The following is a 21,888-nucleotide window of genomic DNA, read 5'->3' on the forward strand; positions in this document are numbered from 1 at the left end:
AAAATTACCTCTTGAATGCAGTTGCAACGATGTTGCTCTCGCGCCAGCCGATCGTGTTGCCGGGGCAATAAATCTGCAGGGTGTAGACGTGATAGCCTGCGCCGGGGACGTCATAGAGAGCCGGTACGCCAACGAGGCCCGCGGTATAGGTCGCTTGGGAGGTACCGCCATTGCCGCCACCTGACACTACCGTCTGAACGACGCCAAGGTAGTAGGTCTGACTGAAGATCGCCAAACCGTCGCGAAAGATGTTGCAGCCGACCGGCTGAGAATTTTGGCTGCCGCCGTTCTGATTGAACTGTCCAAGCGTCATGGCATTGATCATCACCCGGTTATCCCCCGCGACATTGATTCCTACCGCAGCAAGATTGACCGTTTGATTAGCCCCGATTGTCTGCACGTCCGCCACACGACCGGCATTCATCGCCGTTACGGCACCTGGGGTGATGTTGGACGTACCCACCTGCAATGTGCCAATGACGGCGGAACTGATGTTGACCGCCCCGAGGTTAGCGGTGATCGCATCGAGGCTGTTAACCGAGATCTTGTTTGCGGTGACCGCGCCATCGACAATCAGTTCGGCCGAGACGGCGCGGCGCATGACCGGCTTCGACCAGTAGCAAGGGCCACCAGTGCCAGCCGTCCTATCGAGCTGCAGCAACATGGCAAGTTTGGTATAGCCGTTCGGGATCGTGAAGCGGCCCTGCAGACGAGCCCAGCCATTCTTGGCATTGGTGCCAGCCACGAAGCTATAGCCTACCCCCCCGGAAGGGGTTTGTGTCATGGCAAGGATGCTCGCCAATGCAGCATCTGTGTTATAGACCCAAACATCGAAGGCGTAGATCTCTCCCGATGTGACGGCGACAAAGTTTGATCGTGCGCAATCTCGACCGAGCGACTGCAGCACCCAGCCGGCTGCATCGCTTGCACCAGTATCATTGTAGAAGTTCTGCTGGTTCTGGGTGACCCAGCCGTCCAACGTTCCGGTCTGCCAGCCATTGTCGGCCATGTTGCTGAAATCGGTCAGGACGAGCTGCTTTGCGGTGATGGCATTCGCCGCGATCTGGTTCGCGCCGATCGTGTTGGCGGCAAGCTTGTCACCAGTAATCGAGCTGCCCGCGATCGTGGTCGCGGTTACTGCGCCGGCCGCGATCGTCCCGGCCGTAACCGCATTCGCTGCGATCTTGCCGGCAGTGATGGCGTTAGCGGCAATCTTGTCGGCGGTGATGGCGTTGGCGACGATGTTGCCGCCTGAAACCAACGTCAGGCTGCCATCGCTCCATGGCGTCGGCTCAGTCTGATTGGGATTGGCTTCACCGAAATACATGCACGCCAGCCAGAGATAGCTGTCGCTTTGCCCGGCTACAGTCCCCTTCATCCGAAAGAATGGGACGACTTTGGCGGCGTTCGTGGGCATCTGCGCTTTGCCCCAAAAGCGCTGGTAATTTGCCAGGTTCTTCTGAGGATCGGTGTTGTGCGTCGCAGGAAAGACACCCCACTGAAAGTAATTAATGAGGTTACCGCCGGCGTCCATAATTGCCAAATACGGTTGGACGCCCTTGCAGCGATGGCCAAGATAATAAGCGGACAGCTCGTACCAGCCATTCGCTTTGACTGCAAAAACCTGCCCGTTCCCGTAGCCATCATATGGCTGCACGCCATACTCTATCCCCTGGATGCCGTTGGACTGGTACACCTCGATCGCTCCGGGGAGAGGCGCATAGGTGTCGGTTCGCAGCCCAAATCTAAAACTTGCTGGCTCAGGCGACCATTCAGCCCCCCAACCGGTTAGGCCTGCTGACAGATCGGAATTTGACAGATAATTGCCGCCGTTGCCGATGGCGAGCACCTGAGTGGAGATGGAGCCGGCCGCAAGCTTGTCGGCCGTTATTGCGCCCGCCGCGATCTGCGCTGCGGAGACGGCACCGGCAGCGATCGTCCCTGCCGTGACCGCATTTGCGGCAATCGTTCCGGCTGTCACGGCGCTGGCGGCGATCTTGCCTGCGGTGACGGCATTGGCCGCGATCTTATCGGCCGTGACAGCGCCATCAATAATTAAGCTGGCCGAAGCCTTGCGCAGAAAGCTGAAGCCGCCGAACGAAATATTGCCGTCAGTGTTGAGGAGCTGAACGTATATTCGCAGGATAGCGCCAAAGGCGTTCGCGGGCGGCGTCATCGTAACGATGTAGGTTTGCAGGCCTGAAACTGTCGTGCCTGCTGACGTATCGAATATCGCGGGGTAGACATCGGGGTTGAGAACCTGGCCGGTTGCGTCAGTCCAATGCACACGGCACCAAACAGCCATTTTAGTACCAGATGTTCGGATCGCCTGAGCAGAGGCGAGATACTGTTGCTCAGGCACCACCGGGAAGGGATCAGACTGCGCGATCAACTGATATCCGCCCCCCTTCACATACGTGAAGTCGAGAGAACCCTTGCTGTTAAACGGCTGCGTAGCCACCGGATTGACTACAGTGTTGGCCGGCCGCGAGAACCAAGAGTCAGAACTTTGCATCTGATTATCTGGAATGAGGTTTTCCCAATCCTGCAGAACGATGCTGCGCGCAGTGATCGAATTTGCAGCGATCTTGTCGGCCGTGATCGCATTGGCCGCAACCTTCGATGCCGTCACCGCACCATCGACGATCAGCTCGGCACCTGAAGCGCGGCGCATGTTGGGCTTACCCCAATAGCAATACTTGCCGTTCGCAGTATCCTTGTCGACGGCAAGTGTCGGCTGGATACCATAAACCCCAGCCGGGACCGTGAAGTTCCCCTGCATCTGTGTCCACACTTTAGCGGAACTAGATACGACCGTTACGAAGCCGGGTGCGACGTTGTTGCCGGATTGATCCTTTTGCCAGAAGCCAATGTAAGCATTGACGCTCGGATCGGTGTTGTAGAACCAGACAGAGAAATTATAGCTCTCGCCGGGAGAAACCTTGACGAGCGGGTTTCCTATTAGCGCCTGCCCACGCCCGTCACCCTGCAGTATCCAAGTACCTTGAAGGGAGCTCGTCGCTGCTTCAAGATAGTAGGACACTTTCCCCGGAGTGATCCAAGCAGAAAGATCGCCGGTCGAAAAGCCAAGGTCGATCATGTTGTCGAAGCTGCCGACAAGCAACTTGTCTACCGTGATCGCCTTCGCAGCAATCTGTGTCGCGCCGATCGCGCCGGCCGCGATCTGGCCGGCCGTGATGCTGTTGGCGGCGATCTTGTCGGCGGTAACGGCTCCCGCTGCGAGCGTATTGGCGGTGACCGCGCCGGCAGCGAGCTTGGGTGTCGAGATGGCACTATCGGAGATTTGCGTTCCGACGATCTGACCGGCGATGTCGCCAGCGGCCGTCGCCGCTGTCCAGGCCGTGCCGGTGTAGCGGTAGAGCTTGTCGTCCGTCGTCAGGTAGACTGCACGACCTTCGATATTGCCCGAAGTCGGCAGACTGCTAACGATTTCGACAGGACGAATGCCCGAAGCGAATTTGGTCGCATCGACAGCATTGGCCGAGAGCTTGGCAGCGCTCACCGAACCATCGGCTATCTTGCTTGCATCCACGGCCAACGCCGCCAGCTTGTTGTTCGTGATGGCGTTGTCGGCGATTTGGGTGGTGTTCAAAGTACCGTTAACGTCGCCGGCCGCAACCGCCGCTGTCCATGCCCCGTTGTGATACCGATAAAGCTTACCGTCCGTCGTCAGAAATACCTGTCGGCCTTCGACGTTGCCCGTCGTTGGTAGGGCGGCCACGACTTCGACTGCCCTGATGCCGCTCGCAAGCGCTGTCGCATCCACGGCACCCTGGGCGAGCTTTGCAGCCGTCACGGCACCGTCAGCAAGCTTGGTGGAAATTACTGCGCCACTGGCAAGAACATCGGCGGTGACCGCAGCGACCTGAAGCTTGGCAGTCGAAACGGCCTGATTGGCGAGCTTCAGATTGCTGATGGCCTCATCCATGATTTTGGAGGCGGTTACGGCTGCGTCGGCAATTTTGGACGCGATGATCGCCCCGTCAAGGACGTCACTTGCCTGAATGAGGACGTTCGGCGTCTTGACGGCCAGCCAGGCCGACCAATCCGTCGCTCGGTTCGACTTCGGAAGATACCGGCCGCGTGCCTCATAGTCGGTATTGGAAATCATCCACTGCCCGGAGATGATCCACGAGTAAGGCGACGCATAGGGATTGCTATCGCTGTCGAAAACCACGTCTCCGGTTTCCTTGAGCCGCACCTGCACCCACACGCCGGTCACGTCGTCGAGATCCGGCGCGCAGCTGATCTTGATCGCCGGACGGCGGTCGATGCCGCCTGCATCCTTGATCGTGGACGGCTCCACGGTCCAGCCGATCATCGGCTGTGACGGTGGTGTGATCGGGCCGAGCCAGCCGATAGCGGTCGGCAATTGCAGCCCCGGATGCCAATCGTAGTCAGCCGGATCGACTTCCTTCAGCGTGACCACAATCAGGAAATTCGGCTGCGGTTCGACCTTGACGACAAGGAATTTCTTCTCGTCATAGCCATTGCGAACCGAAGACCAGGAGACGACGTCGTTCGGCTCAAGCGGATAGGCGTCCGGCGGCAGCGATACCTGATGCACGCGAAAGCGCCTGTAGTCCTGGATCATTGCCAGGCCGACGCGCTGCACCTGATTGGCGAAGGGAACGGCGAGCAGCTGGATCTGCGCCGGCAGGCGGCGATTGCCGTCCTGAACCTCCAGATCGGTGTTGTAACGGCCAGGAGCGTCCTTCGTCGCCCATTTCTCCTCGGGCTCGGGATAGGTCGCCTCGATGGCATTATAGGTGGCAGACAGCGAAGGGAATGGCTGGAAATCCTGTTCTTCGGTGACGACGATATCAGTGTCCGTGAAGGAGTAGACCGCGCCGCCTGGCGTGCCCACGAGCATCTTGAAGATGCCGCCGACCTCGGCGATGCGGCCATTGCAGCCCTTCAACAGCTCGGAAATAGCGTCGAGCGGCTCCTGATCGCACTGGGCGTCGTAGCCGGCCCGGAAGGCCGGTTCGCTGCCGCCGCCATCGAGCTGGACGGATGTGTCGCAGGCATTGGCGGCGGCCATCCAGTTCGTGGCTGGCAAGCAGAAGGCGCCGATATTCTGGCCGCCATAGACCCATTCCGATCCGTAATAGACACCGCGGGCGAGATTGTAGATCATCACGGCCGGATTGGTGCTGGGCTGCCACGTCGAAGGATCGGCCCAGCGATGTCCGCCATTGCCGCCGACCGAAGAATCCTTGCGGACATCATAAAGCGGCAGCGGATGCGGCTCGAACAGGCCGGCAGGAACACCCTTGAAGAGATCGGTATTGTAGCGCGAGGTCAGGATGACCACCTGGCAGCCGCGACCGATCATGGTCGCCTTCCAGGGCCGCTCGGCATGGGTACCGAACTTAGCGGTGAGGAAGGGATCGGGCGCCGTCTGCGTGCCGTCGAGGAACTTGATCCAGAGATAGTCCTTGTTCTTGACGCGATACTGCAGCACGGGGAAGCCGCGGCCATCGGGATGAGGCTGATCCCAGAGCACGCCGACCTTCTGGTCATCGATCCAGACGCTGGTCAGGCCGCGTTCGCCGGCGCGGTTGGGAATGCTGCCGATCTCGATGACATCGGTGAAATAGGCATTTGGCGTCTTGCCGTCATCGCCCCAGGTGCCGGCGTACTTGCGCTTGCCGGCAGTCGCGTAGCTGCCGATGATGAAGGACATCGCATGGTCGTCCCCCATGCTGATCTCGAGCTTCGTTCCCGCTGGCTGCGGCTGGTCCTTCTTCGCCAGTGCCTTCTCGATCAATGACAGGCCAATATTGAGGGCAACGGTCAGAAACAGTTTGCCTATGGCGCCGATCGGTAGAAGCTGTGCAATCGCGCCGATAGCGGCTACCAGAGGCCCGGCATGTGCCGCATCCGCCATCAGCCAGAAACCGAGGACATTCAGGAGCAGAATGAGATATTTCATGGATCGGACGACCTCGATTGGCGAATGGAAAGGGCCGTCGCAGGCAAAGCTGCGCCGACTTGTCACCGGTCAGAGATAAACTTGGTGTCGGGAGACTTGCTAGCCGACCTTGAAGGCTCGCTTGGCGTCGAGCAGGTCGACGGTGCCGAGCCCGCTCTCGCGCAGCACGAAGATGCGCTCGCCATTGACGACGCCGAGCGCGTAGCCGAAGGGGCCCTCATGCGGGACGGCGGCGATATCGCCGATGCCGGCTTCGCTCGGATGGATCTCGGGCAACATGCTGGCGACGAGATCGGCGAGATCGGCGAAGCCCGCCGCCTTCATCGTCTTCAGCGCGCCTGCTGCGGTCGAATATTCGCCGCGAAACTGGGCGGCGCAATCGACTCCGGTGATCGCCAGCACCAAATTGCCGGCAAGGCCCGGGCCGCAGTCATGGCTGCCCCAGGCAAAGGGCGTGCGCTTCAGCCGATCGATCTCGGCGACGAAGCAGGCGCGCCAGTTCTTGACCCTGACAAGATCGCTGTTCATTTCTGCCCCCAGGGGATCTGCCAATTGGCGACGGTGCTGGAATAGAGGCCGAATTCATCGCCGCTGCGGCGCTTCTGGCCCTCATAGGAGGATTTCGCCGGGTTGGTGCGCTCCAGCATGGCGATGGCGGCGGAGATGGCGGAGATTTCGATATCGCCATCCTGCCCAACCGCTGGTGTCTTCACCGGCGCGCCATCGGCAATGCCGAGAAAGGCGATTTCCGGCGCCGCACTCGGCAGGCGCGTGCCGGTATCGAACGTCATGTCGTGGATTTCGATCGGCGCCAGCCGCAGGTCGTAGCCGCGCACGAGCTGCTGCACGGCGGGCGCGATCTGGCCGATGGTGATGGTCACGGTCTGGATTGTCAGATCCGCCGTGCGCGGGATCGGGCTTACCTGCAGATTGAGGCCGCCATAATAGGTCCGCGCCTCCGGCAGACCGGTGACGCCCGAGGTAACGGTGATGTTGATGTCGTCGTCGCCGGTCCACAGGCCGATCGAGGCGGGCGCGCCGCTGGCGAGATCCTTGACGGTGATCCAGATGAAACGACGGGGCACGAGCCCCTTGTCGCGCGCGCCGGTCAGCGCCGCGAAGAAGGCGGAGGTGATGTTTTTCATCGTCTATTTCTTCTGGATGATCTTGAAGGTGGCGCCCGTGGTGATCGGGCCGCTTGCGGTGCCGGGATTGTGGCTGCCCGGCATGACCAGGCATTTGCAGGCCGGCAGCAGAAGCGTCACGCCGAGACCGGCGGCAAAACCCGCCGGCAGATGCGGGAAAACGCCGAAGACGGGCGTGATCCCCTGCCCGCTGGCATCGACCGTTTCCGAAATTTCGAGAAAGGCATAGCGGCCGCCATACCCCACCTGCATCTTGTCGCCGACGGTCAGCCTATAACTAGCCGGCAGGCCCTTGAGGCTGAGCGAGGCGTTATCGCCCCCGAGCGCTGCGACACTGACCGCAGCGCTCCCGAGCTTCGTCCCGTCTGAATCGGCCTGCGGATATTTCGACAGCGGATCATAAAGAAAAAGCGCCTCCTGGGCGCCGTGTAGCTTGCGGATGCGGGCGGCGATCTGTTTTGCCTCCGCGTTGTACATGTCGGCCAGCGTCACCGTGCCGGTCCAGAGCGGCGGCGCCAGCTCCGCCTGCCAGACCCGGCCATCGCCGGAGCCGGAAAGCTCGTCATTGCGCTGAATGTCCCAGACGATGCTGGAGATCTTCAGAAGATCGGCAAAGGCGGGCAGGCTATAGGGATAGGAAACGGCCATCAGCGCCTCCGGGGATTGCGGTTGATCTGCGCGACGCGATCAGGAAGCTGCTGATTGAAATCATTCAGCCCCTGCCGCGTCGAACTCTGCGCTTCCGATTGCGCGACATTTTTCACATACGCCTTCAGATTGCCGTCCTCATCGACGGAAACGCCGACGGTGACATGCACGCCGGAAGCGGAGCCGGAGGCATCGTTCTGATTGTCAGCCCGGAGGCGACGGACGGGAACGGCGGCATCCGGCTGCGCCCGCAGCAATTGCGGCCCGCCCTCGCCGACCACGCCGCCATCGGCATAGCCGCGCCGGCCAAGCCGCATCGCCTCGACGATGCCGACGCCGCCCGCCCGGGCGATATCCTTCTGGCTCCAGACGACCTCGCCGGCATGAACGATGCCGGCTGGATCATTCTTGCCTCCGGGGCCGGTATAGCCGCCATCGGCCCAAAGGCCGGGAATACCGCTCGCGACAGCTGCCGCCGCCTGCGGCGATCGCGCCAGAATGCCGAGATCCAGCCCGCCACCACCGCCGAAGAGCCCGCCAAGGATACCGCCGCCACCGAACAGCCCGCCGCCTGCAGCGGCACTGTTGACCTTGAACAGGCTGTTGAGGACATCGTTCAGCAACCTGTCGGAAATCTTGGTAAGCACGGAAATCGCCGCCTTCCCCAGGGATTTCCAGAGGCCCTCGCCATTGCGCAAGCCGCTGACCAACGTCGAGGCGAAATCGCCGGCAAGCTCACGCGCATATTTCAGCTGTTCATTGTAGCGAATGATATTGGCAGAGGCCGAATTCATATCGACCGGCAGGCCATATTGCTTCTGTGTCGAGGCGACTGTTTGATCGATGGTCGAGCGACCCATCTGCTCCTGCTGGAACTGGATATCGCCCGAAAGCTTCTGCAGCGCCTGCGCGTCGGCAACGCGCCGATAGGCATCAGCTTGGTCGTTGGCCGCCTTGGTCAATTGCGGCATTTGCGCCAGTTGCACGGCGCAGCTTTTCTGAAGCTCGTCCTGACTTTGCTTCAGTGTGACAACCTTCGACTTCACATTGTCCGTCGCGGCAGCGGACTGGGTGGAGGCTTGGGTGCCAAGTTTGGTCTGTTCGGTGTTGTCCTTGGAGGATTTCGTAAGAGCGTCCGTGGCTTGTTGAACGCCCTGAAGCTCATCTTTTTGACTATTTCGAACACCAATATTGTTGGCGATTGGCTGCTTCGATGTCATTCCAATCGCAAGTGGGCTGACGCGAGAGAAAGCAGAGATATTTGGAAGGAGCATATTCGCGCTGGTGCCACCTTGGGCGAAAATGGCCTGCTTTGCTGGATCTACGGCAACGCCTTGAGGTCTATTAACTGCTTCGTGTTGCGCTTTCAAACCATTCGCAACAGTTAAGTCCTGTGTGATTGACCCAAGAACGCCTTTGAAACTCTTGGAAAATTCAGTGAGTTCAGGATAGTCGGGCATTTGTGCTGCCGTCTTAGACAGAACTTTATCAAAGTTCAGCGCATCAGCTATTTGAGCAGTCCCCGCTTTAAGCTTCTCTTTGAAGTCGACATAGGTATTTCCCAGTTCGAAAAGCTGACTGTCAGCCCTGCCTGCAGAAACAGAAAGTGATGCATCGAACCCACTCGCAACATTTTCGAACTTGCCGAGAGTTTGACTAAATGTGCGTTCCGCGCTCTCGCGAAATCGAATGGTTTCTTTGAGGGAGTCCTCTCTTGCGATCCTCTCAGCCGCAAAGTCAGCGACTGCCGGATTGCTTTTTTGCCCTGGCAAAGATTGCACGTCCCTGGCAAGTTGAGCGTCAGCTCTGATCTGCGCCGCAGACTTGTCACGCATTACCGCCGGGCTGAAGGACTCTATCCAATTCCCTACCCACTCACCAACTTCACCTACATAAGGGATTTTCTCATTAGCTATACCTTTCACTGCGAAGCTCGTAGCGCTCAAAAGGATATCCGCTATGCCTTTACCTGTATCGTTGGCGAAATCAGCCCGATGTGCTAGAAAATAATCATAATCCTTGTCCCCCGTAGATTGTATGTTTACCGAAGCGGCGACTGCGCCGTGGGTATCCGCCATAGAAGCATGCGACGAGAGCGCGCCATTATTGGGCTGCGCTTCAAGGACCACCAGCCCTCCCCTCAACTTATCCGCAGCGAGACCGTAACTGGTTCCAAACTTTAGTACATTTGCGGCCGCCTTATCGACGATTCCACCAGTCGTCTTCGCCTCACCATTCATGGTCTTGAACGCGCGTGATGTTGCGCTCGAGCTATTTGTCACACGCCCCATCGCTGCAACAAAACCATCAACGTCACCAGTCGCCTTCCGTACATTCGAGCTGTCAACAGAAATACTAAGAGTTGCAACATCAGCCACTAGCGTACCTTTCGAATAGATGGCAGAAATCACCCAGCGCATTCGGGGGATTTCATGAAGTTGTTTTCAAATGTTGTGATCACGTCGTTTCTGTTGCCGCTGCTGAGCAGTTGCGGCGCCTTCGACCCGCCGATCGTGACGGCTTGTGAGGAAAATCTGAAGCCGGCACTCGTGGTACCGTCAAGCTATGAGCGTAATAGGTTCATCCCCGGCGAAAGGCCCGCCACCAGAGCCGAACTCGACGAGGAATTACGGCATCCCGATCTGAAAAAATTCTACCTGAAGGAGTTTGATACGGGAGCGCTGAAGCCAGTAATTTATACCGGAATCCTGAACTTCAGCGCATTGAACAGTAACGCTGATCGCGTCACGACAACGGTTACTTGTCGATACTTCTCCACCGACGGCCGCACGTCCCAAATTGCGATTTGGTCGGTCGTCCCGTCGCCGGTGGATGCAGCCGCATTTTCCCAAATAATACGAAACATCCGCAACGATCCGCCGCCGACACCGGAAGAAGAGTTGAGATACTCAAAGCCAATCGCCCCTTATGCTGGTTGGATTCGCGATACGCTTAGACGGCTCTTAGGATGAACATCAATATCAGAGCTTGTTTTGATCAACCTATGGATGCAATATGCATCGACTATTTTCGCAACTTTTGTATGTGTAGTGACATGACTATGGGGCTAAAACTACTTCTGACTGCATTCTTCGCGTGCACAATCATCACCCAAGCCTTGGCTGACGATCAGCAAAAGCGTGTTCAATTGGTCGGTCGGGTTATCGATAATGTGGACGTGAGCTTCATGATTGCTTATCAATGCCGCGATGCTCTTGGCACCACATATTACAATGCAATTCGGACGTATGCCGAGAAAGCCCTCTAGAAAATCGGCTCGTCACCGGAAGTAGCGACACAGCGATTGAACAAGCTAGAAAAATCTTTCGAAAACGACAAGAAACTCGGTCGGAAGGAGGGGCTCGAAGGATGCGTGTGGAATATCGCAACCGTAAACCACAACCTTCAAAGGGCACAAAAAAACTATATCGATTTTGCGTACCCGGAAAATCGATAGGCCTGCGACTAAGCACATTGGCTGCCTATTTTAAGGCGAGAATAAATCGAAATAGGAGGTTTGATGAAGCTGCCCTCGGGCATCATCACATTGCTGGCTGCGTTGTTTTTTACCAGCGCAAATGCGACGGCCGAAAATAATCACAATACGAACGCTTCGTCACGCAGAATCGTCGACCAATCTTTACACAAACTGACCATAGCTTACGCATGCCGTGACGTATTCGGAGCCGACCTTTATCCCTTGGTCCGCGAGGAGGAGAAATCCAAATTGAAAGCGATCGGTGCTCCCTCTAAGGCCATTGCCGATATGCTAAACAATCTGGAGAAGATTCTTCAGTCAACAGATGCAATCGGGAGGATTGACTCTGACGAATGCTTTACAGGACGATAAAGGGATCGAAACTGTTAGTTTTCGGGTGTTTTCCGGTGGTATTTTGCACATACGGTTAAGTACGCGAGATAGCTACCCCGCCTCCCGCGCCCTGATCGCCTCCGTCTCCTCCTCCACCGCCTGGCAATAGCGCCCGTCCATCGCCTTCAGCACGGCGATGTCCTCGCGGCGCAGCAGGTTGCCGGTCAGTTGCAGCCAGGCCAGCATTTCCTGGTGGGAGAGCGGCGCCGGGCCGGAAAAGCCGGGAGCCTGCGCCGAGCGCAGGTCCCAGAACCAGTCCCAGAGCGCATGGGCGGCCTCCGGCACCTCGGCCTCCGGGCTTAAAAGCTCGAAGGCCTCGTTGCGTTCGCGCCGGGTCTCACCGTTTACATCACGCACGCAATCATAGCGCGCGACGATCCCTACGGCTTCTGAAAGCCCTTCGGCAAGCTCTTCATAAAATTTGCGCGGTCCTCCGAGGCGCCGGCCACCTGATCGTAGATCCAGCCGGCGTCCTCGACGACTTCGCGGGCCTTCTCGAAGGAGAGCGCGGGCTGCTCGCCCTTCCACTGCTGCTCGCCCCAGCTCCAGGAAGCGATGGCGGCGGCGGCCTTGTCGAGATATTCGGCCTCGACCTTGCTGGTGGTCAGCTTCTTCTTGCGGCTGGCGAGAAAGCGGTCGCTATGCTGGCGAACGATCTTCTTCACCTCGTTGCTTTCGGCCGAGCGGATCATGAAGGAGATGCCGAGCGGCTCTTCGGTGGCCGGATGCAGGAGCTGCAGCTCGAAGAGATCTTCGGAATTGACGAGACTGGAGATATCCAAGGAAACACCTTATCGGTTGGGACATAATCGAGTGGCCGCGCGCCGCAGGAGAGCGACGCGCGCAAGGCTCCGTAAGATGGTGCTTACGGCGTGGTGACGGGATCGATGCGGATCGGCAGCTGGTTGAGGCCGATCTTGAACTTCTCCAGATCGAAATCGTCGGAGCCGCCGCCGGGATAGAGCGGGCCGGAAACGACGCCGCGCGAATAGAACACTGTATTGGTCTTGCCCTGCGGCGCGTCGTTGCGCTCGACCTTGATCGCCATGTTGTTGATGTTAAGGGGATCGCCGAAGACGCGCAGGATGTCCTGGCCGGGATCGTCGGCGATGGAGGCGACTTCGAGTTCCGGGTCGCCGGCGTTGGAAACGCCCTTCTGCTTCTGCTGCACCGGCTCATCCAGCGTATTGTAGTTGTTGATGGTGGATTCCGAGCCGAAATCACCGACCTTGCCGACTTTGCCCACCTGCACCCAGGTTAGCGCGGCATAGGCCGTGGCCGTTAGGTCGGTATTCTGGGGCGTCTCGCATACATAGACTTTCGAGCCCTTCTTCGTACTTTTGTTCGCCATGGATCATGTCTCCGGTTCAAAGGCGGTGTAGGGAATGGTGACCGGTATCTGCACCCGGTCATCCTCTTGGATCGGGCCTGCGGCCCACGGCTCGCCACTGATCGTGATCTTCACGCCAGAGGCGAACAGCGTCTTGTTGTTGAAATGGCCGATGATCTGGCCGGCGGCATCGAGTGGCTTGATCAGCCCACCGCCGGCCTTCCAATAGACGGAAACCTGCAGAAGCCCGAGCTTCTGCTGCGGATCATCGCCGAGCGTCACCTGCCGGGGGCGATTGGGCAGGAAGCTGACAGCCAGATAGTTATCCGGCTTTTCCTGCCCTGCCGACGGGAAGGGAATGCCCGGCTGCGCCACCGGCAATGGCGGCTGGAATTGGAGCGCCGCCAGATGATCCAGCAGCGCAGCCAGAATGAGAGCGTCCGTCGCCGTCGCCATGCGTCACCTTGTCTAATGTTTGAAATTTCGAGGGATCAGTTCGCCGTGTCGCGCGCGGCGCGCTCGACAATGTCAGGCCATTGGCGCGCCGCGAGCCGCACCATGCCCTGCCCCGCCTGTCCATCCGTGCCATACTCGACGGCAGCGGCGTGCGGCGCGGTGAAACCCATATGGATCAGACCGCCCAATGGCGCGCCGAGGCCGGCCAGATTGACAGGCTGGCCTTCATTGGATTCCTCCGCATCCCCGCTTTGCCGTGGCGGGGCTGAGACCCGGAAGGAATTGACAAGTTCGCCGGAGGCTACAGGCGTTGCCTCGACGATCGCCTCGGCCAGCCGCTGCGCGGAGAGGTTCACCACCTCTTCCATGCGCTTCTTGGTCCACTCGGCCCAAGAAGCGATATCAGTAGAAAAATTCGAGGAAGCCATGTCGATTGCCCCTTGATAGGGTTATGCATCATCGGCGGCGTCGCCCGATGAGGCGTTACGCTGCTCGAAATTCAGAAGGGTGAGATGGCCGTAACGGGCGCGAACCGCAGGCCGGATAGTGTGGGATTCGGCCTTTGCCCCGCCACTCCTCTCAATTCCCGGCAATGGTGAAAGCCGATTGAGCAGCAGGATGACCCGCGACAGCAGCCAGAGCGTGAGGATCGTCTTGAAACGAACAATCGCCCTCATCTCCGCACCTGCAACTGCCAAAACACGACAGCCCCGCCCGGCGACAACGGCTGGATATCGACGATCGCATGCTCGACGCCGCCGATCAGCACCTTGTCGGCCAGTGCCGGCGTGATCGATAGCCCCTCGGTCGAGAGATAGACCATGCGATCCCCGCGCTGGATCAGCGTGTCGGCGACATGCGCCTGGCTGTGATCGAGATCGACCAGCGAACAGGCAAAGTCCTCGCTCGTCTGCGCCGGATCGTAATCCAGACCTGTATTTGAGATGCGCCGCAGACTGCCCTTCCCGCCGAACTTGGCGATCAGCCGCGCGGCAGTCGCCCGCGTCCTGTCGTAATCGAAAGCGGCCATCACACCACCAGAATGCCCGGCAGCACCGGACGCAAGAGTGGATAGAGCAGCCCGTCAAGCATGGTCAGCACCGGCTTTGCTGAGGCGATCATCTCGCCGCTCGTATCGGCAACGGCATACTCCGTCTCCAGCGGCCCCACCTTCTCGCGCTTCACCGTGCGAGCCGCGACGATAACGGGCGTCAGGCTGCCAGGTTCCGAAAGCTCGATCGCGGCCGCCTCATAAGCAGCGTAAGTCACGGCGAGCGGCAATGTGTTCTCGGTAATCGGCTCGCCATTGACCGTCGTTGCTTCACTGCGCGGCCAGGAGAGCACCTGATCGTAGCCGCCAGCCCGCCGGCCGGTGAATCTTGGCTCGTAGAGAGCATCGATCGCCTGCGATCCGCGCACCAGCGCCGCCAGACGATCGCTATCGCTCGCAGTAGCCCAGGCCGCCTTGCCGCGATCGGCAAAATGGGCATCGGCGGCAGCAAGCGTGCCGTAGAAGGAAGCGGACATGAAAGCTCCGATGTCGATCGTTGGAAAGAAAAACCCTCTCCCCGCATGAAACGGAGAGAGGGAGTTCAGCCTCAGGCAGCAGTGGTGATCTCGTCGCCGTAAGCCATGGCCGCCGGCAGGCGCACTTCGGTGCCACCAGTGCGAGCGATGATGCCCGTCTCGAAGCTCATGATCGACTTCTGACGCGGCTGCAGCACGCGGCGTGGCATCGGCAGATGGAAGCGCAGCACTTCGGGATCGCGGCGATAAACGACCATGCGGCCGCCGCCATCCTGCGAGGCCGTCGCCAGTTCGCGCAGCGGCTGGATGTCGAGTGGCTGGCCGGTTTCAGCAGTGTAGACGTTGCCGCGCCGCAGGAATTCCAGCACGGTAATGTAGCCGTCGCCATCGGCAAGCCGCTTGGTGGCGATCAGGCGGAACGCTTCCGGTGGGAGGCGCAGGCTGTCGACCCACTCGACTTCGCCCGTTCGCTGCCGCACGCCGCCGATAAGATCGTTGACATCGCGCAGGATCTGGTCGGCTGTCTTGGCGGACCATTTCGTCGAGCTGCCCGTACCATCGGCAGCGACATCGGAGCGCGACACCTTCGGATCGTTGACGAAACCGGTCCAGCCCTTTTCCGTCGAGCCGGTCATGGCGACGGAATTGAGCAGGCGCTCGATCTTATCGGCGGCGAAGATGGCGTTGGAAGCGTTGAGATCGAGATTGTAGAGCGCAGCCTGGTTGACCTCTTCGAGGTTCCACTCCCAGCCGGAGCCGATCATCGCGAAATCGTGGCTGGCGCTGTCGCGGGTCGACTGGTTGAACGGCATATCCGCACCGGCAGCCGAGAGGAACTTCGCCTCGCCGGCGCTGTCGACGGTGAAAAAGGTCGTTCCCGACGCCCATTCATTGCCTTCGGTGACGACCGGAACATGGAGACCGTAATTGAAGGTTGGATAGCGCCGCTGGTAGATGCGGGTCTCGATATTGCGGCCCTGCGCGATGACGAAGGAATAGGCCGCCTGGGCATCGGCGAAATGCTGTCGAACGAACTGGTTCATAAATTAGGCGCTCCTGTGCTTGAGCGAGATCTCGACGATGTCGCCGTTGCTGCCGCTCGTGTCGAAGAAACAATCGGGAATAGGACCGACGATGCCGGCTCCGGCTGCGTTGACGTAGGCGTCCGTCGTTGGGTTGTAGTAGACGACGTCACCATCCGCGACGCCGCCGCCGGCTCGCACATACATCTGGCCAGAGGTCAGGAATGCACCGGTCACGAACTGGGCGTAACCACCGGCTGGAGCCACATCGGGCAGCACGGTCGGCGTCAGCACGGCAATGCCGATGAATTTGCCGCCGGCGGCAAAGGGCGCCACGCCATGATCGGCAAGGCCGCGCTGGACGGGTTGCCCGAACTTGATGCCGGCAACATTTTCGACGGTACGGCTGATCTTGTTGGTGTTTTCCTCAGAAGCGATCTGCCCATGCAGGCCCTTCCGAGGAGCGTTTCCATAGGTGGTCTGATAAGTCGCCATTGAAGCGTCTCCTTTTCGTTGACCTGGTTAGGTGGGATTGGCTGCCAGATGTGCGCTCTCAAGGTCGCGCACCATGGCGGCGTAGGCAGCAAAGGCTACGGATGTGGACGGCTGCGCCGAGGTGATGCCGTCCTTGATCGCATCGGCAAAAAGATCCGGCTTCTTGCGCAGCCCTTCGGCCAGCATGTCGAAGCGAGCGTCGATATAGGCGTCCGATCGGCCCTGAACGGCCCCCTCGCCCGCCTTGGCGATTACGACGGCTTTGCGAATCGCGGCGTCGGAAAGGCCTGATGTCTGGACGCTGCCGGCAATCGCCTTGGCAAGGCCGATCAGCTCTGCACGCGCCTCTGCTCGACGCTCGATCTCCGCCTCGTCCGAAAGAGCGGCTTTCAGCGTATCGAGTTCGGCGTCGCGGATCGCGATGGCCTTCTGATAGCCGACCTCTGCGTCGGCAAGGCGCTGCCGTAATGTCGTGATGATCTCCGCGGCCTGATCGCTGACCTCGATGTCGATGTCGATGCCGTCGATCGTCATTGTCTTCGTGGGCATCATTCCTTCCTTGCTTTGCTTGTCATCGGAAAGGGGGCGTGGGGCTGCGAGAGGAGAGCAGCCCCACGGTGCGGCTGCATCGCCGATGCGGACTTTCGAGCCCGCACGGCCACGGCGCACAATGGCGATATGGTTGATGCGAATGTTTCGCTGGATGGCGTCGTAGGCTTCGCCTGCAGGCGTTACGCCAGCGGTGAAATCGACATCGCAGACGTAGCCGGCCGAAAGCTCCTGCTTGCCGCTTTCGATGTCCTGAATGGCCTCTTCGTCGCTGACCATCAGCGGGACACGCAGAAAGATGCCCTCGCCTGCGATCTCGTCTCCGGTCTGGCCGACCGCGTATTTCTTCCAGTTTTCCGACGTGACCATTTCCGGAGGATGTTCATTTGTCACCGGACGGTGAGCGGCACTCTTGAACGTGTCTTCGGAAAAGACCTCGCCTCCAGGCCTGTAGATCCGTACGGTCGGCATTTCGGGCCTGCCGATTTCAGCGCCGGCATAGCTCTGAATGCCCGTGCGGGCGATCCGGGCGTCGGCCACAAGATAGCCGTCTCCAGTCCGCCGCGTCCCCGCGACGGTGACAGTGTCTGTGAAGTTCATGTGGGGATTTCTCCTGGCCGAAGCCAATCAGGTTCGTGATGAAAGCCGCTTCCCTTGGCGAAGCGGATCTATCGACGGCTACAAGCACGTCGCATTAGATCGTCAGGCCACGTCGGGGGACGATTTTGATTCCTCGACATCATCCGGTCGGTCGAGTGCTTTCGCGGCTGCCTCCAGTCCCGGCAACGATCCGTCTTCCACGAAAGCATTCAACAGAGCTTCCGAGAGCGCCCGGCGGGGAATAACTTCGTCTCCGGAAGCAGCGCCGAAGAGGGCTCGGGCCGCCTCTGCCTTCGTCTTGAAGATATCGGCCCGCTCCTTCTCACTCATCTGCTCCAGGGGAGCCCAGGTCGAATAGATCGCGGGATCGCGGCCGCCTGTCGCGGAGCGAATGAGGCATTCGTCGAGCCGGGATATTGCCGGCGTATAGTCGAGCTCCTGGATCGCCTGGATGCGGTCGTGATAGTTCTTCATGTCGGCCGTACCCGTCGCGTTCATGCCGGCCGGCGATTGACCGAGCAATCGGGTGACCGGAATGTCGGCGGCGCCGGCAACGACCTGCAGGAAGGCCATCAGAATATCCGTGAGGCCGGAGAGCGGCGCGCTCTTGCTGTCGTACTCCTCCTCGGCATCAAGGATCAGCGTTCCGTTGACCCCCTTGATCGTGTTGGCGAGCGCATAGCGGCGCAGCACGGCGTCTTCATAGGCTTGATTGCCGATATTGGCGGAGAACTGCGGTACCCGGATGATGTCGACCTTCGCCTCGAAGACGAGGCTGGCGATGTTGGCAGCCGTACTGTCGGCGTTCTTGATCGCATCGAAGGTCGCAGCCAGCACGCTTTCGCCCCAGGCCTGATTGCCCATTCCGGCAAAATCTTCATTCGGCGTCATCGCCCCTTTGAAGATGACGAGCCGAGAAGGATGGATGGTCACCTGCATGCCATTGGCACCGGTCAGCGTGTAGAACTTCGGCTTGCCATACCATTCCGACGTGGGATCGCTGTCGATGTCACCGGCAGCCAGTTGGCGGCGCGTCAGCACCGTCAGGTGCTTGAGGCCGCCCTTTCCTATCCCCTCTGGCTCAAGCGGCAATGCCGGATCGGCGTCCTCAGATCCGATGAACAAGGCGGCACCACCGAAGAGACGCGCCTTCGTCGATGCTTCCAGCACTTTACCGCGTATATTGAGACGACGTTCCTCGGCATCGATCAATCCGATCTGATCGCTAGCAGCCTGCCAGTTCCGCCATTTCCGGCAACTATCCAGCGCCGGAATATCGACGATCTTGCGCGGCAGCCAGGAGCCGCGATAGGCGGCAATGATCTGCTCGTCCGTCAGGATCGGCTGCGTGTAGAAAACGGATGCCGCCTTGTCGCGTTCGGTGCCCATGCGGGATGCAAGGCTCACCAATCCGTCGCGAACCATCGAGAATACCTGCCCCATGGATTATCCTTTGATGTCATGTGATGAAGAGGCTCGCACCGGGCGAGCCTAGAAATTGCTGAAGCTGAAAGAGGAGCTCAGCGCGAGTTCATTCAAGGCATCGGCAAAGGCGTCGACCTGATCGTCGAACTGTCCGCTCGGAAAGACGCAGACCTCATCGAGAAATGCCTCGTTCCAGTCTCCGCGCAAGAGCCTGACGTTCCCGGCCTCCGCCTGCGCCGAGGCCGGCTTGGCACGCGTCGCCTTGTCGCCAGTCGGAGATATAGCTTTGACCGGAAAGCCCGCGAGCAACTTGATCTTCGTTTCCGCATCGGCCTTGCCGGCCGCGCCCGGGTCTTGTGGCATCCGGATCGTGACCGTCGGCCCGTCCTGCGATGCTATATTTTTCAGATTGCGCTCGACCTCGGCGGGCGACCAGTGTCCGCGCGCGATGGTTTCCACATAAAAGACACCATCGGCCAAAGCCATACGCAAACCGACAGTCCAGTCCGGCTTGTGGCCGGGACGCGCTTTCGAAGCGGCGAAGTCCCAGGCACGGCAGCGTTTTGCACCCGCGGGCACCGCCTCGACGATTTCGAAGTCGCCGCGCTGGAACAGGCCGCCCGAGCGTGGCGCAGGCCGCTGCTGAAACTGACCGGCCACCGCGTAGGAGCCAAGCGGTACCTTGTCCCGCTCGACCACAAAGCGGGGAAAACGCTGCGGGAAAAGCAGTTCGCCCTCCACAGCTCTCGGATCGACAAATCCGATCGAAGTCCGGCAACGACGCTCCGGCTCAAACTCCATCGGCAGCATCAAATGCTCATAGCCGAGCCCAAGCGCCAGGATCGTGCCGGACACATCCGCCTCGTGCAATCGTTGCATCACGATGACGATTGCCGAGCGCTGCGGATCGTTGAGCCGGGTCGGCACGGATTCACGGAAAGTTCGAACCGTCGAAAGACGCTCCGCCTCCGATTCGGCGCCATCGACCGAATGCGGATCGTCGATGATGACGCGATCGCCACGTCCGCCGGTCAGTCTGGAAAACGGCACGCCCTGACGTGAGCCTGTGCGGGTATTGGCAAAAGCCATCTCGCCGGTTCTCGTCAACTTGACCCGATCACCCCACAGCGCCTGATACCATTCCGACGCGACGAGGTCGCGCATGCGCCTGTTGTCGCGCTTGGCATAATGCTCCGAGTAAGAAGCGCCAAGATAGCGCATCTGCGGCTTGTCTTTCGGCCCCCATTCCCAGGCCGGCCAGAAGACGCCGCAGAGAAGCGATTTCATCGTGCCCGGCGGCACATTGATCAGCAGCCGGGTAATGCCACCCGAAGTCACCGCTTCAAGATGCTGGCAAATGGCATCGATATGCCAGCCATGAATATAGTCGATAGAGGGTTCGACGACGTGCCAGGCCTCTCGTACGAAACCGGCCAGCGACCGGCAATTGGCACGTATTCGCGCCGCATCCATTGCAATCTGGCTGGCATGCTCGGCTCCCTCACGCTCAGCTCTCCGCCTCGCCTTCTCCTCCCGAATCGCCGCCATCATGGTCGCCGGCTTCGGCAAGCGGAGCGAAGAGGGATTCGAGTATCGCAAGCTGCTCATCCGTGGCATTGGTTAAGTCGATGGTGAGGCCGCTTCCTCCCTTGGCCCCGGCAGCGGAACGTTCGCTCGGCTTCTGGTGAACATAGGAAGCGGCGATCTTCGCCATTTCATCGCGCCGCTTCTGATCCGCCTCGTCGTCGCGCATCACTTTCAACATGTAATCGAGCGGCGTATCTCCGGTGGAGACAACCTTGCGACGGCGCGCACGTGGCTTGCGCGGCGCGACCGGCTTGTCGGCATTGGACATGCTTGAGATTTCCGATGGAATTTTGAAAGAAAACAAGCGGTTCAGAAGAACCGCTTGCGGTCGACAGTGCGTCGCTGCAACTGTTCTCATCATGTCAAAATAGATACCCCATTTCGGCGCAGTTGGCGACACCCTCGGAGGGCGATCAGCGCGCAAGGAATGAGGACTTTGACGGAGACCACAAATAACGGCTTGAAATTACAAGAAAATATCGCACTCTGTAGTCCGACGAATTAGACGATATAGCCCTCAATTCACAAAATACTCGAGATGCGCAAGGACCGCTTGATAGGAATCTCGGCAAGACAAAACTGCGGTTCGGATGATCCTGCAGACCAAGATTGGATTCGGCGGTTTATTACCGCCAACCTTCCGATCCTGCCCGTTCCCGGTATTCCGGATATTCGCCTGTATAAAGCAGGCCCCCAAAGCGGATTGCGGCGCCTCGCGAAACGAGATCCGCAATTCGGTTCACCCTACTGGGCACATTATTGGGGTGGGGGTTTGGTCCTGGCCCGTTATCTTCTCGACAGGCCGGAAAGCGCGGTCGGTCGTCGGGTGCTCGATCTTGGCGCCGGTTCGGGAATTGTCGGTATTGCAGCCGCAAAGGCCGGCGCGGCGAAGGTCTATGCCGCCGATGTCGATCCTTACGCGATCTCAGCCATCGGGCTCAATACGGCACTCAATGAGGTCACGATCGACACGATGCTCGCCGACTTGACGAAGGGCGAGCCGCCGGAAGTCGATCTTATATGTGTCGGCGATCTTTTCTATGAAGCTGGGCTTGCGGAAAGCGTCATCGCATTTCTGGATCGTTGTCGAGCGCATGGAGTTGCGATTTTGATCGGCGACCCGTGGCGGGTCCATTTACCGAAATCACGGCTTAGACTTCTTGCGGAGTATGCAGTCTCGGATTTCGGCGAGGATGCCGCAAGAACCAGCGCAGCCGGCGTCTTCGCATTCGAATGAAGTAAGTCACCGATCGGAGATTTAGTTATTTTGTAGC

Annotated in this window: 23 protein-coding genes; 4 read left to right on the forward strand and 19 right to left on the reverse strand. The window is 59.5% G+C overall.

The annotated features are described in order from the left end of the window. Window positions 1–4 precede the first annotated feature (4 nt). From ACIQWP_RS13025 to ACIQWP_RS13045, 5 genes are all read right to left on the reverse strand, one after another. Window positions 5–5,959 (reverse strand): carbohydrate binding domain-containing protein, encoded by a 5,955-nt coding sequence (locus tag ACIQWP_RS13025; RefSeq protein ID WP_402787453.1) that lies wholly within the window; start codon window positions 5,957–5,959, stop codon window positions 5–7. 99 nt (window positions 5,960–6,058) lie between these two features. Beyond that, entirely contained in the window at window positions 6,059–6,487 is a 429-nt protein-coding gene (locus tag ACIQWP_RS13030) for a DUF6950 family protein (protein ID WP_402787456.1), read from the reverse strand. Next, on the reverse strand, window positions 6,484–7,104 hold the full coding sequence (locus tag ACIQWP_RS13035) for a hypothetical protein (RefSeq protein WP_402787459.1): 621 nt from the start codon (window positions 7,102–7,104) through the stop codon (window positions 6,484–6,486). Before ACIQWP_RS13035 ends, ACIQWP_RS13030 begins: the two co-directional genes overlap by 4 nt. Window positions 7,105–7,107: 3 nt before the next feature. Next, window positions 7,108–7,752: a hypothetical protein gene (locus tag ACIQWP_RS13040; RefSeq protein WP_402787462.1), complete on the reverse strand. Its 645-nt coding sequence runs from the start codon at window positions 7,750–7,752 to the stop codon at window positions 7,108–7,110. Continuing rightward, complete coding sequence (locus ACIQWP_RS13045; protein ID WP_402787465.1) at window positions 7,752–10,172, reverse strand: hypothetical protein; 2,421 nt, start codon at window positions 10,170–10,172, stop codon at window positions 7,752–7,754. The genes ACIQWP_RS13040 and ACIQWP_RS13045 overlap by 1 nt, the downstream gene beginning before the upstream one ends. A 12-nt stretch (window positions 10,173–10,184) precedes the next feature. On the opposite strand from ACIQWP_RS13045, the gene ACIQWP_RS13050 reads away from it, so the two are divergent. The 3 genes from ACIQWP_RS13050 (at window position 10,185) to ACIQWP_RS13060 (ending at window position 11,602) form a co-directional block, all read left to right on the forward strand. Beyond that, the gene (locus tag ACIQWP_RS13050; RefSeq protein ID WP_402787468.1) at window positions 10,185–10,724 is read left to right on the forward strand and encodes a hypothetical protein; all 540 of its coding nucleotides are present in this window, start codon (window positions 10,185–10,187) and stop codon (window positions 10,722–10,724) included. Continuing rightward, the gene (locus tag ACIQWP_RS13055; protein ID WP_402787471.1) at window positions 10,721–11,020 is read left to right on the forward strand and encodes a hypothetical protein; all 300 of its coding nucleotides are present in this window, start codon (window positions 10,721–10,723) and stop codon (window positions 11,018–11,020) included. The genes ACIQWP_RS13050 and ACIQWP_RS13055 overlap by 4 nt, the downstream gene beginning before the upstream one ends. A 252-nt stretch (window positions 11,021–11,272) precedes the next feature. Then, window positions 11,273–11,602, forward strand: coding sequence for a hypothetical protein (locus tag ACIQWP_RS13060; RefSeq protein ID WP_168807259.1), 330 nt, complete (start codon window positions 11,273–11,275; stop codon window positions 11,600–11,602). Between the two features lie 72 nt (window positions 11,603–11,674). Here ACIQWP_RS13060 and ACIQWP_RS13065 read toward each other — a convergent pair whose 3' ends face one another. The 14 genes from ACIQWP_RS13065 to ACIQWP_RS13130 all read right to left on the reverse strand — a co-directional run bounded on the left by ACIQWP_RS13065 (window position 11,675) and on the right by ACIQWP_RS13130 (window position 20,882). Then, the gene (locus ACIQWP_RS13065; protein ID WP_402787476.1) at window positions 11,675–11,980 is read right to left on the reverse strand and encodes a hypothetical protein; all 306 of its coding nucleotides are present in this window, start codon (window positions 11,978–11,980) and stop codon (window positions 11,675–11,677) included. 23 nt (window positions 11,981–12,003) lie between these two features. Next, a complete protein-coding gene (locus tag ACIQWP_RS13070; protein ID WP_113502229.1) occupies window positions 12,004–12,405 on the reverse strand; it encodes a hypothetical protein in 402 nt (133 codons plus the stop codon). Window positions 12,406–12,488: 83 nt separating this feature from the next. Then, on the reverse strand, window positions 12,489–12,974 hold the full coding sequence (locus ACIQWP_RS13075; protein WP_168807265.1) for a hypothetical protein: 486 nt from the start codon (window positions 12,972–12,974) through the stop codon (window positions 12,489–12,491). A 3-nt stretch (window positions 12,975–12,977) separates the two neighbouring features. Continuing rightward, window positions 12,978–13,409, reverse strand: a complete 432-nt coding sequence (locus ACIQWP_RS13080) for a phage tail terminator-like protein (RefSeq protein ID WP_402787481.1) — start codon at window positions 13,407–13,409, stop codon at window positions 12,978–12,980. 35 nt (window positions 13,410–13,444) lie between these two features. Continuing rightward, complete coding sequence (locus tag ACIQWP_RS13085; RefSeq protein WP_402787484.1) at window positions 13,445–13,837, reverse strand: HK97 gp10 family phage protein; 393 nt, start codon at window positions 13,835–13,837, stop codon at window positions 13,445–13,447. Window positions 13,838–13,858: 21 nt separating this feature from the next. Then, a complete protein-coding gene (locus tag ACIQWP_RS13090; RefSeq protein ID WP_402787486.1) occupies window positions 13,859–14,086 on the reverse strand; it encodes a hypothetical protein in 228 nt (75 codons plus the stop codon). Next, window positions 14,083–14,439 (reverse strand): hypothetical protein, encoded by a 357-nt coding sequence (locus ACIQWP_RS13095; protein WP_402787487.1) that lies wholly within the window; start codon window positions 14,437–14,439, stop codon window positions 14,083–14,085. Before ACIQWP_RS13095 ends, ACIQWP_RS13090 begins: the two co-directional genes overlap by 4 nt. Continuing rightward, window positions 14,439–14,936, reverse strand: a complete 498-nt coding sequence (locus ACIQWP_RS13100; protein WP_402787490.1) for a DnaT-like ssDNA-binding protein — start codon at window positions 14,934–14,936, stop codon at window positions 14,439–14,441. Before ACIQWP_RS13100 ends, ACIQWP_RS13095 begins: the two co-directional genes overlap by 1 nt. A 71-nt stretch (window positions 14,937–15,007) precedes the next feature. Next, entirely contained in the window at window positions 15,008–15,979 is a 972-nt protein-coding gene (locus ACIQWP_RS13105) for a DUF2184 domain-containing protein (RefSeq protein WP_402787492.1), read from the reverse strand. 3 nt (window positions 15,980–15,982) lie between these two features. Then, complete coding sequence (locus ACIQWP_RS13110) at window positions 15,983–16,453, reverse strand: hypothetical protein (RefSeq protein WP_402787494.1); 471 nt, start codon at window positions 16,451–16,453, stop codon at window positions 15,983–15,985. Between the two features lie 27 nt (window positions 16,454–16,480). After that, a complete protein-coding gene (locus tag ACIQWP_RS13115) occupies window positions 16,481–17,602 on the reverse strand; it encodes a DUF2213 domain-containing protein (protein WP_402787497.1) in 1,122 nt (373 codons plus the stop codon). Between the two features lie 102 nt (window positions 17,603–17,704). Next, the gene (locus tag ACIQWP_RS13120) at window positions 17,705–19,045 is read right to left on the reverse strand and encodes a DUF1073 domain-containing protein (RefSeq protein WP_402787500.1); all 1,341 of its coding nucleotides are present in this window, start codon (window positions 19,043–19,045) and stop codon (window positions 17,705–17,707) included. Between the two features lie 48 nt (window positions 19,046–19,093). Further along, window positions 19,094–20,578, reverse strand: coding sequence for a phage terminase large subunit (terL, locus tag ACIQWP_RS13125; RefSeq protein WP_402787503.1), 1,485 nt, complete (start codon window positions 20,576–20,578; stop codon window positions 19,094–19,096). Continuing rightward, entirely contained in the window at window positions 20,535–20,882 is a 348-nt protein-coding gene (locus ACIQWP_RS13130; protein WP_402787506.1) for a hypothetical protein, read from the reverse strand. The genes terL and ACIQWP_RS13130 overlap by 44 nt, the downstream gene beginning before the upstream one ends. Before the next feature lie 270 nt (window positions 20,883–21,152). Between ACIQWP_RS13130 and ACIQWP_RS13135 the strand changes: the two genes are divergently transcribed. Then, window positions 21,153–21,851 (forward strand): class I SAM-dependent methyltransferase, encoded by a 699-nt coding sequence (locus ACIQWP_RS13135; RefSeq protein WP_402787509.1) that lies wholly within the window; start codon window positions 21,153–21,155, stop codon window positions 21,849–21,851. The last annotated feature ends 37 nt before the right edge of the window (window positions 21,852–21,888 follow it).

The sequence above is a fragment of the Rhizobium sp. NPDC090279 genome (genome assembly GCF_044769665.1).
Classification (GTDB): domain Bacteria; phylum Pseudomonadota; class Alphaproteobacteria; order Rhizobiales; family Rhizobiaceae; genus Rhizobium.

Bases quoted from the DNA above. Each gene is read 5' to 3' on its own strand.
- ACIQWP_RS13115 (WP_402787497.1), bottom strand. From the start codon at position 17,602: ATGAACTTCACAGACACTGTCACCGTCGCGGGGACGCGGCGGACTGGA.
- ACIQWP_RS13040 (WP_402787462.1), bottom strand. From the start codon at position 7,752: ATGGCCGTTTCCTATCCCTATAGCCTGCCCGCCTTTGCCGATCTTCTG.
- ACIQWP_RS13130 (WP_402787506.1), bottom strand. From the start codon at position 20,882: ATGTCCAATGCCGACAAGCCGGTCGCGCCGCGCAAGCCACGTGCGCGC.
- ACIQWP_RS13025 (WP_402787453.1), bottom strand. From the start codon at position 5,959: ATGAAATATCTCATTCTGCTCCTGAATGTCCTCGGTTTCTGGCTGATG.
- ACIQWP_RS13135 (WP_402787509.1), top strand. From the start codon at position 21,153: ATGCGCAAGGACCGCTTGATAGGAATCTCGGCAAGACAAAACTGCGGT.
- ACIQWP_RS13110 (WP_402787494.1), bottom strand. From the start codon at position 16,453: ATGGCGACTTATCAGACCACCTATGGAAACGCTCCTCGGAAGGGCCTG.
- ACIQWP_RS13075 (WP_168807265.1), bottom strand. From the start codon at position 12,974: ATGGCGAACAAAAGTACGAAGAAGGGCTCGAAAGTCTATGTATGCGAG.
- ACIQWP_RS13100 (WP_402787490.1), bottom strand. From the start codon at position 14,936: ATGTCCGCTTCCTTCTACGGCACGCTTGCTGCCGCCGATGCCCATTTT.
- ACIQWP_RS13090 (WP_402787486.1), bottom strand. From the start codon at position 14,086: ATGAGGGCGATTGTTCGTTTCAAGACGATCCTCACGCTCTGGCTGCTG.
- ACIQWP_RS13035 (WP_402787459.1), bottom strand. From the start codon at position 7,104: ATGAAAAACATCACCTCCGCCTTCTTCGCGGCGCTGACCGGCGCGCGC.
- ACIQWP_RS13060 (WP_168807259.1), top strand. From the start codon at position 11,273: ATGAAGCTGCCCTCGGGCATCATCACATTGCTGGCTGCGTTGTTTTTT.
- ACIQWP_RS13055 (WP_402787471.1), top strand. From the start codon at position 10,721: ATGAACATCAATATCAGAGCTTGTTTTGATCAACCTATGGATGCAATA.
- ACIQWP_RS13120 (WP_402787500.1), bottom strand. From the start codon at position 19,045: ATGGGGCAGGTATTCTCGATGGTTCGCGACGGATTGGTGAGCCTTGCA.
- ACIQWP_RS13080 (WP_402787481.1), bottom strand. From the start codon at position 13,409: ATGGCGACGGCGACGGACGCTCTCATTCTGGCTGCGCTGCTGGATCAT.
- ACIQWP_RS13085 (WP_402787484.1), bottom strand. From the start codon at position 13,837: ATGGCTTCCTCGAATTTTTCTACTGATATCGCTTCTTGGGCCGAGTGG.
- ACIQWP_RS13030 (WP_402787456.1), bottom strand. From the start codon at position 6,487: ATGAACAGCGATCTTGTCAGGGTCAAGAACTGGCGCGCCTGCTTCGTC.
- terL (WP_402787503.1), bottom strand. From the start codon at position 20,578: ATGATGGCGGCGATTCGGGAGGAGAAGGCGAGGCGGAGAGCTGAGCGT.
- ACIQWP_RS13050 (WP_402787468.1), top strand. From the start codon at position 10,185: ATGAAGTTGTTTTCAAATGTTGTGATCACGTCGTTTCTGTTGCCGCTG.
- ACIQWP_RS13105 (WP_402787492.1), bottom strand. From the start codon at position 15,979: ATGAACCAGTTCGTTCGACAGCATTTCGCCGATGCCCAGGCGGCCTAT.
- ACIQWP_RS13095 (WP_402787487.1), bottom strand. From the start codon at position 14,439: ATGGCCGCTTTCGATTACGACAGGACGCGGGCGACTGCCGCGCGGCTG.
- ACIQWP_RS13045 (WP_402787465.1), bottom strand. From the start codon at position 10,172: ATGCGCTGGGTGATTTCTGCCATCTATTCGAAAGGTACGCTAGTGGCT.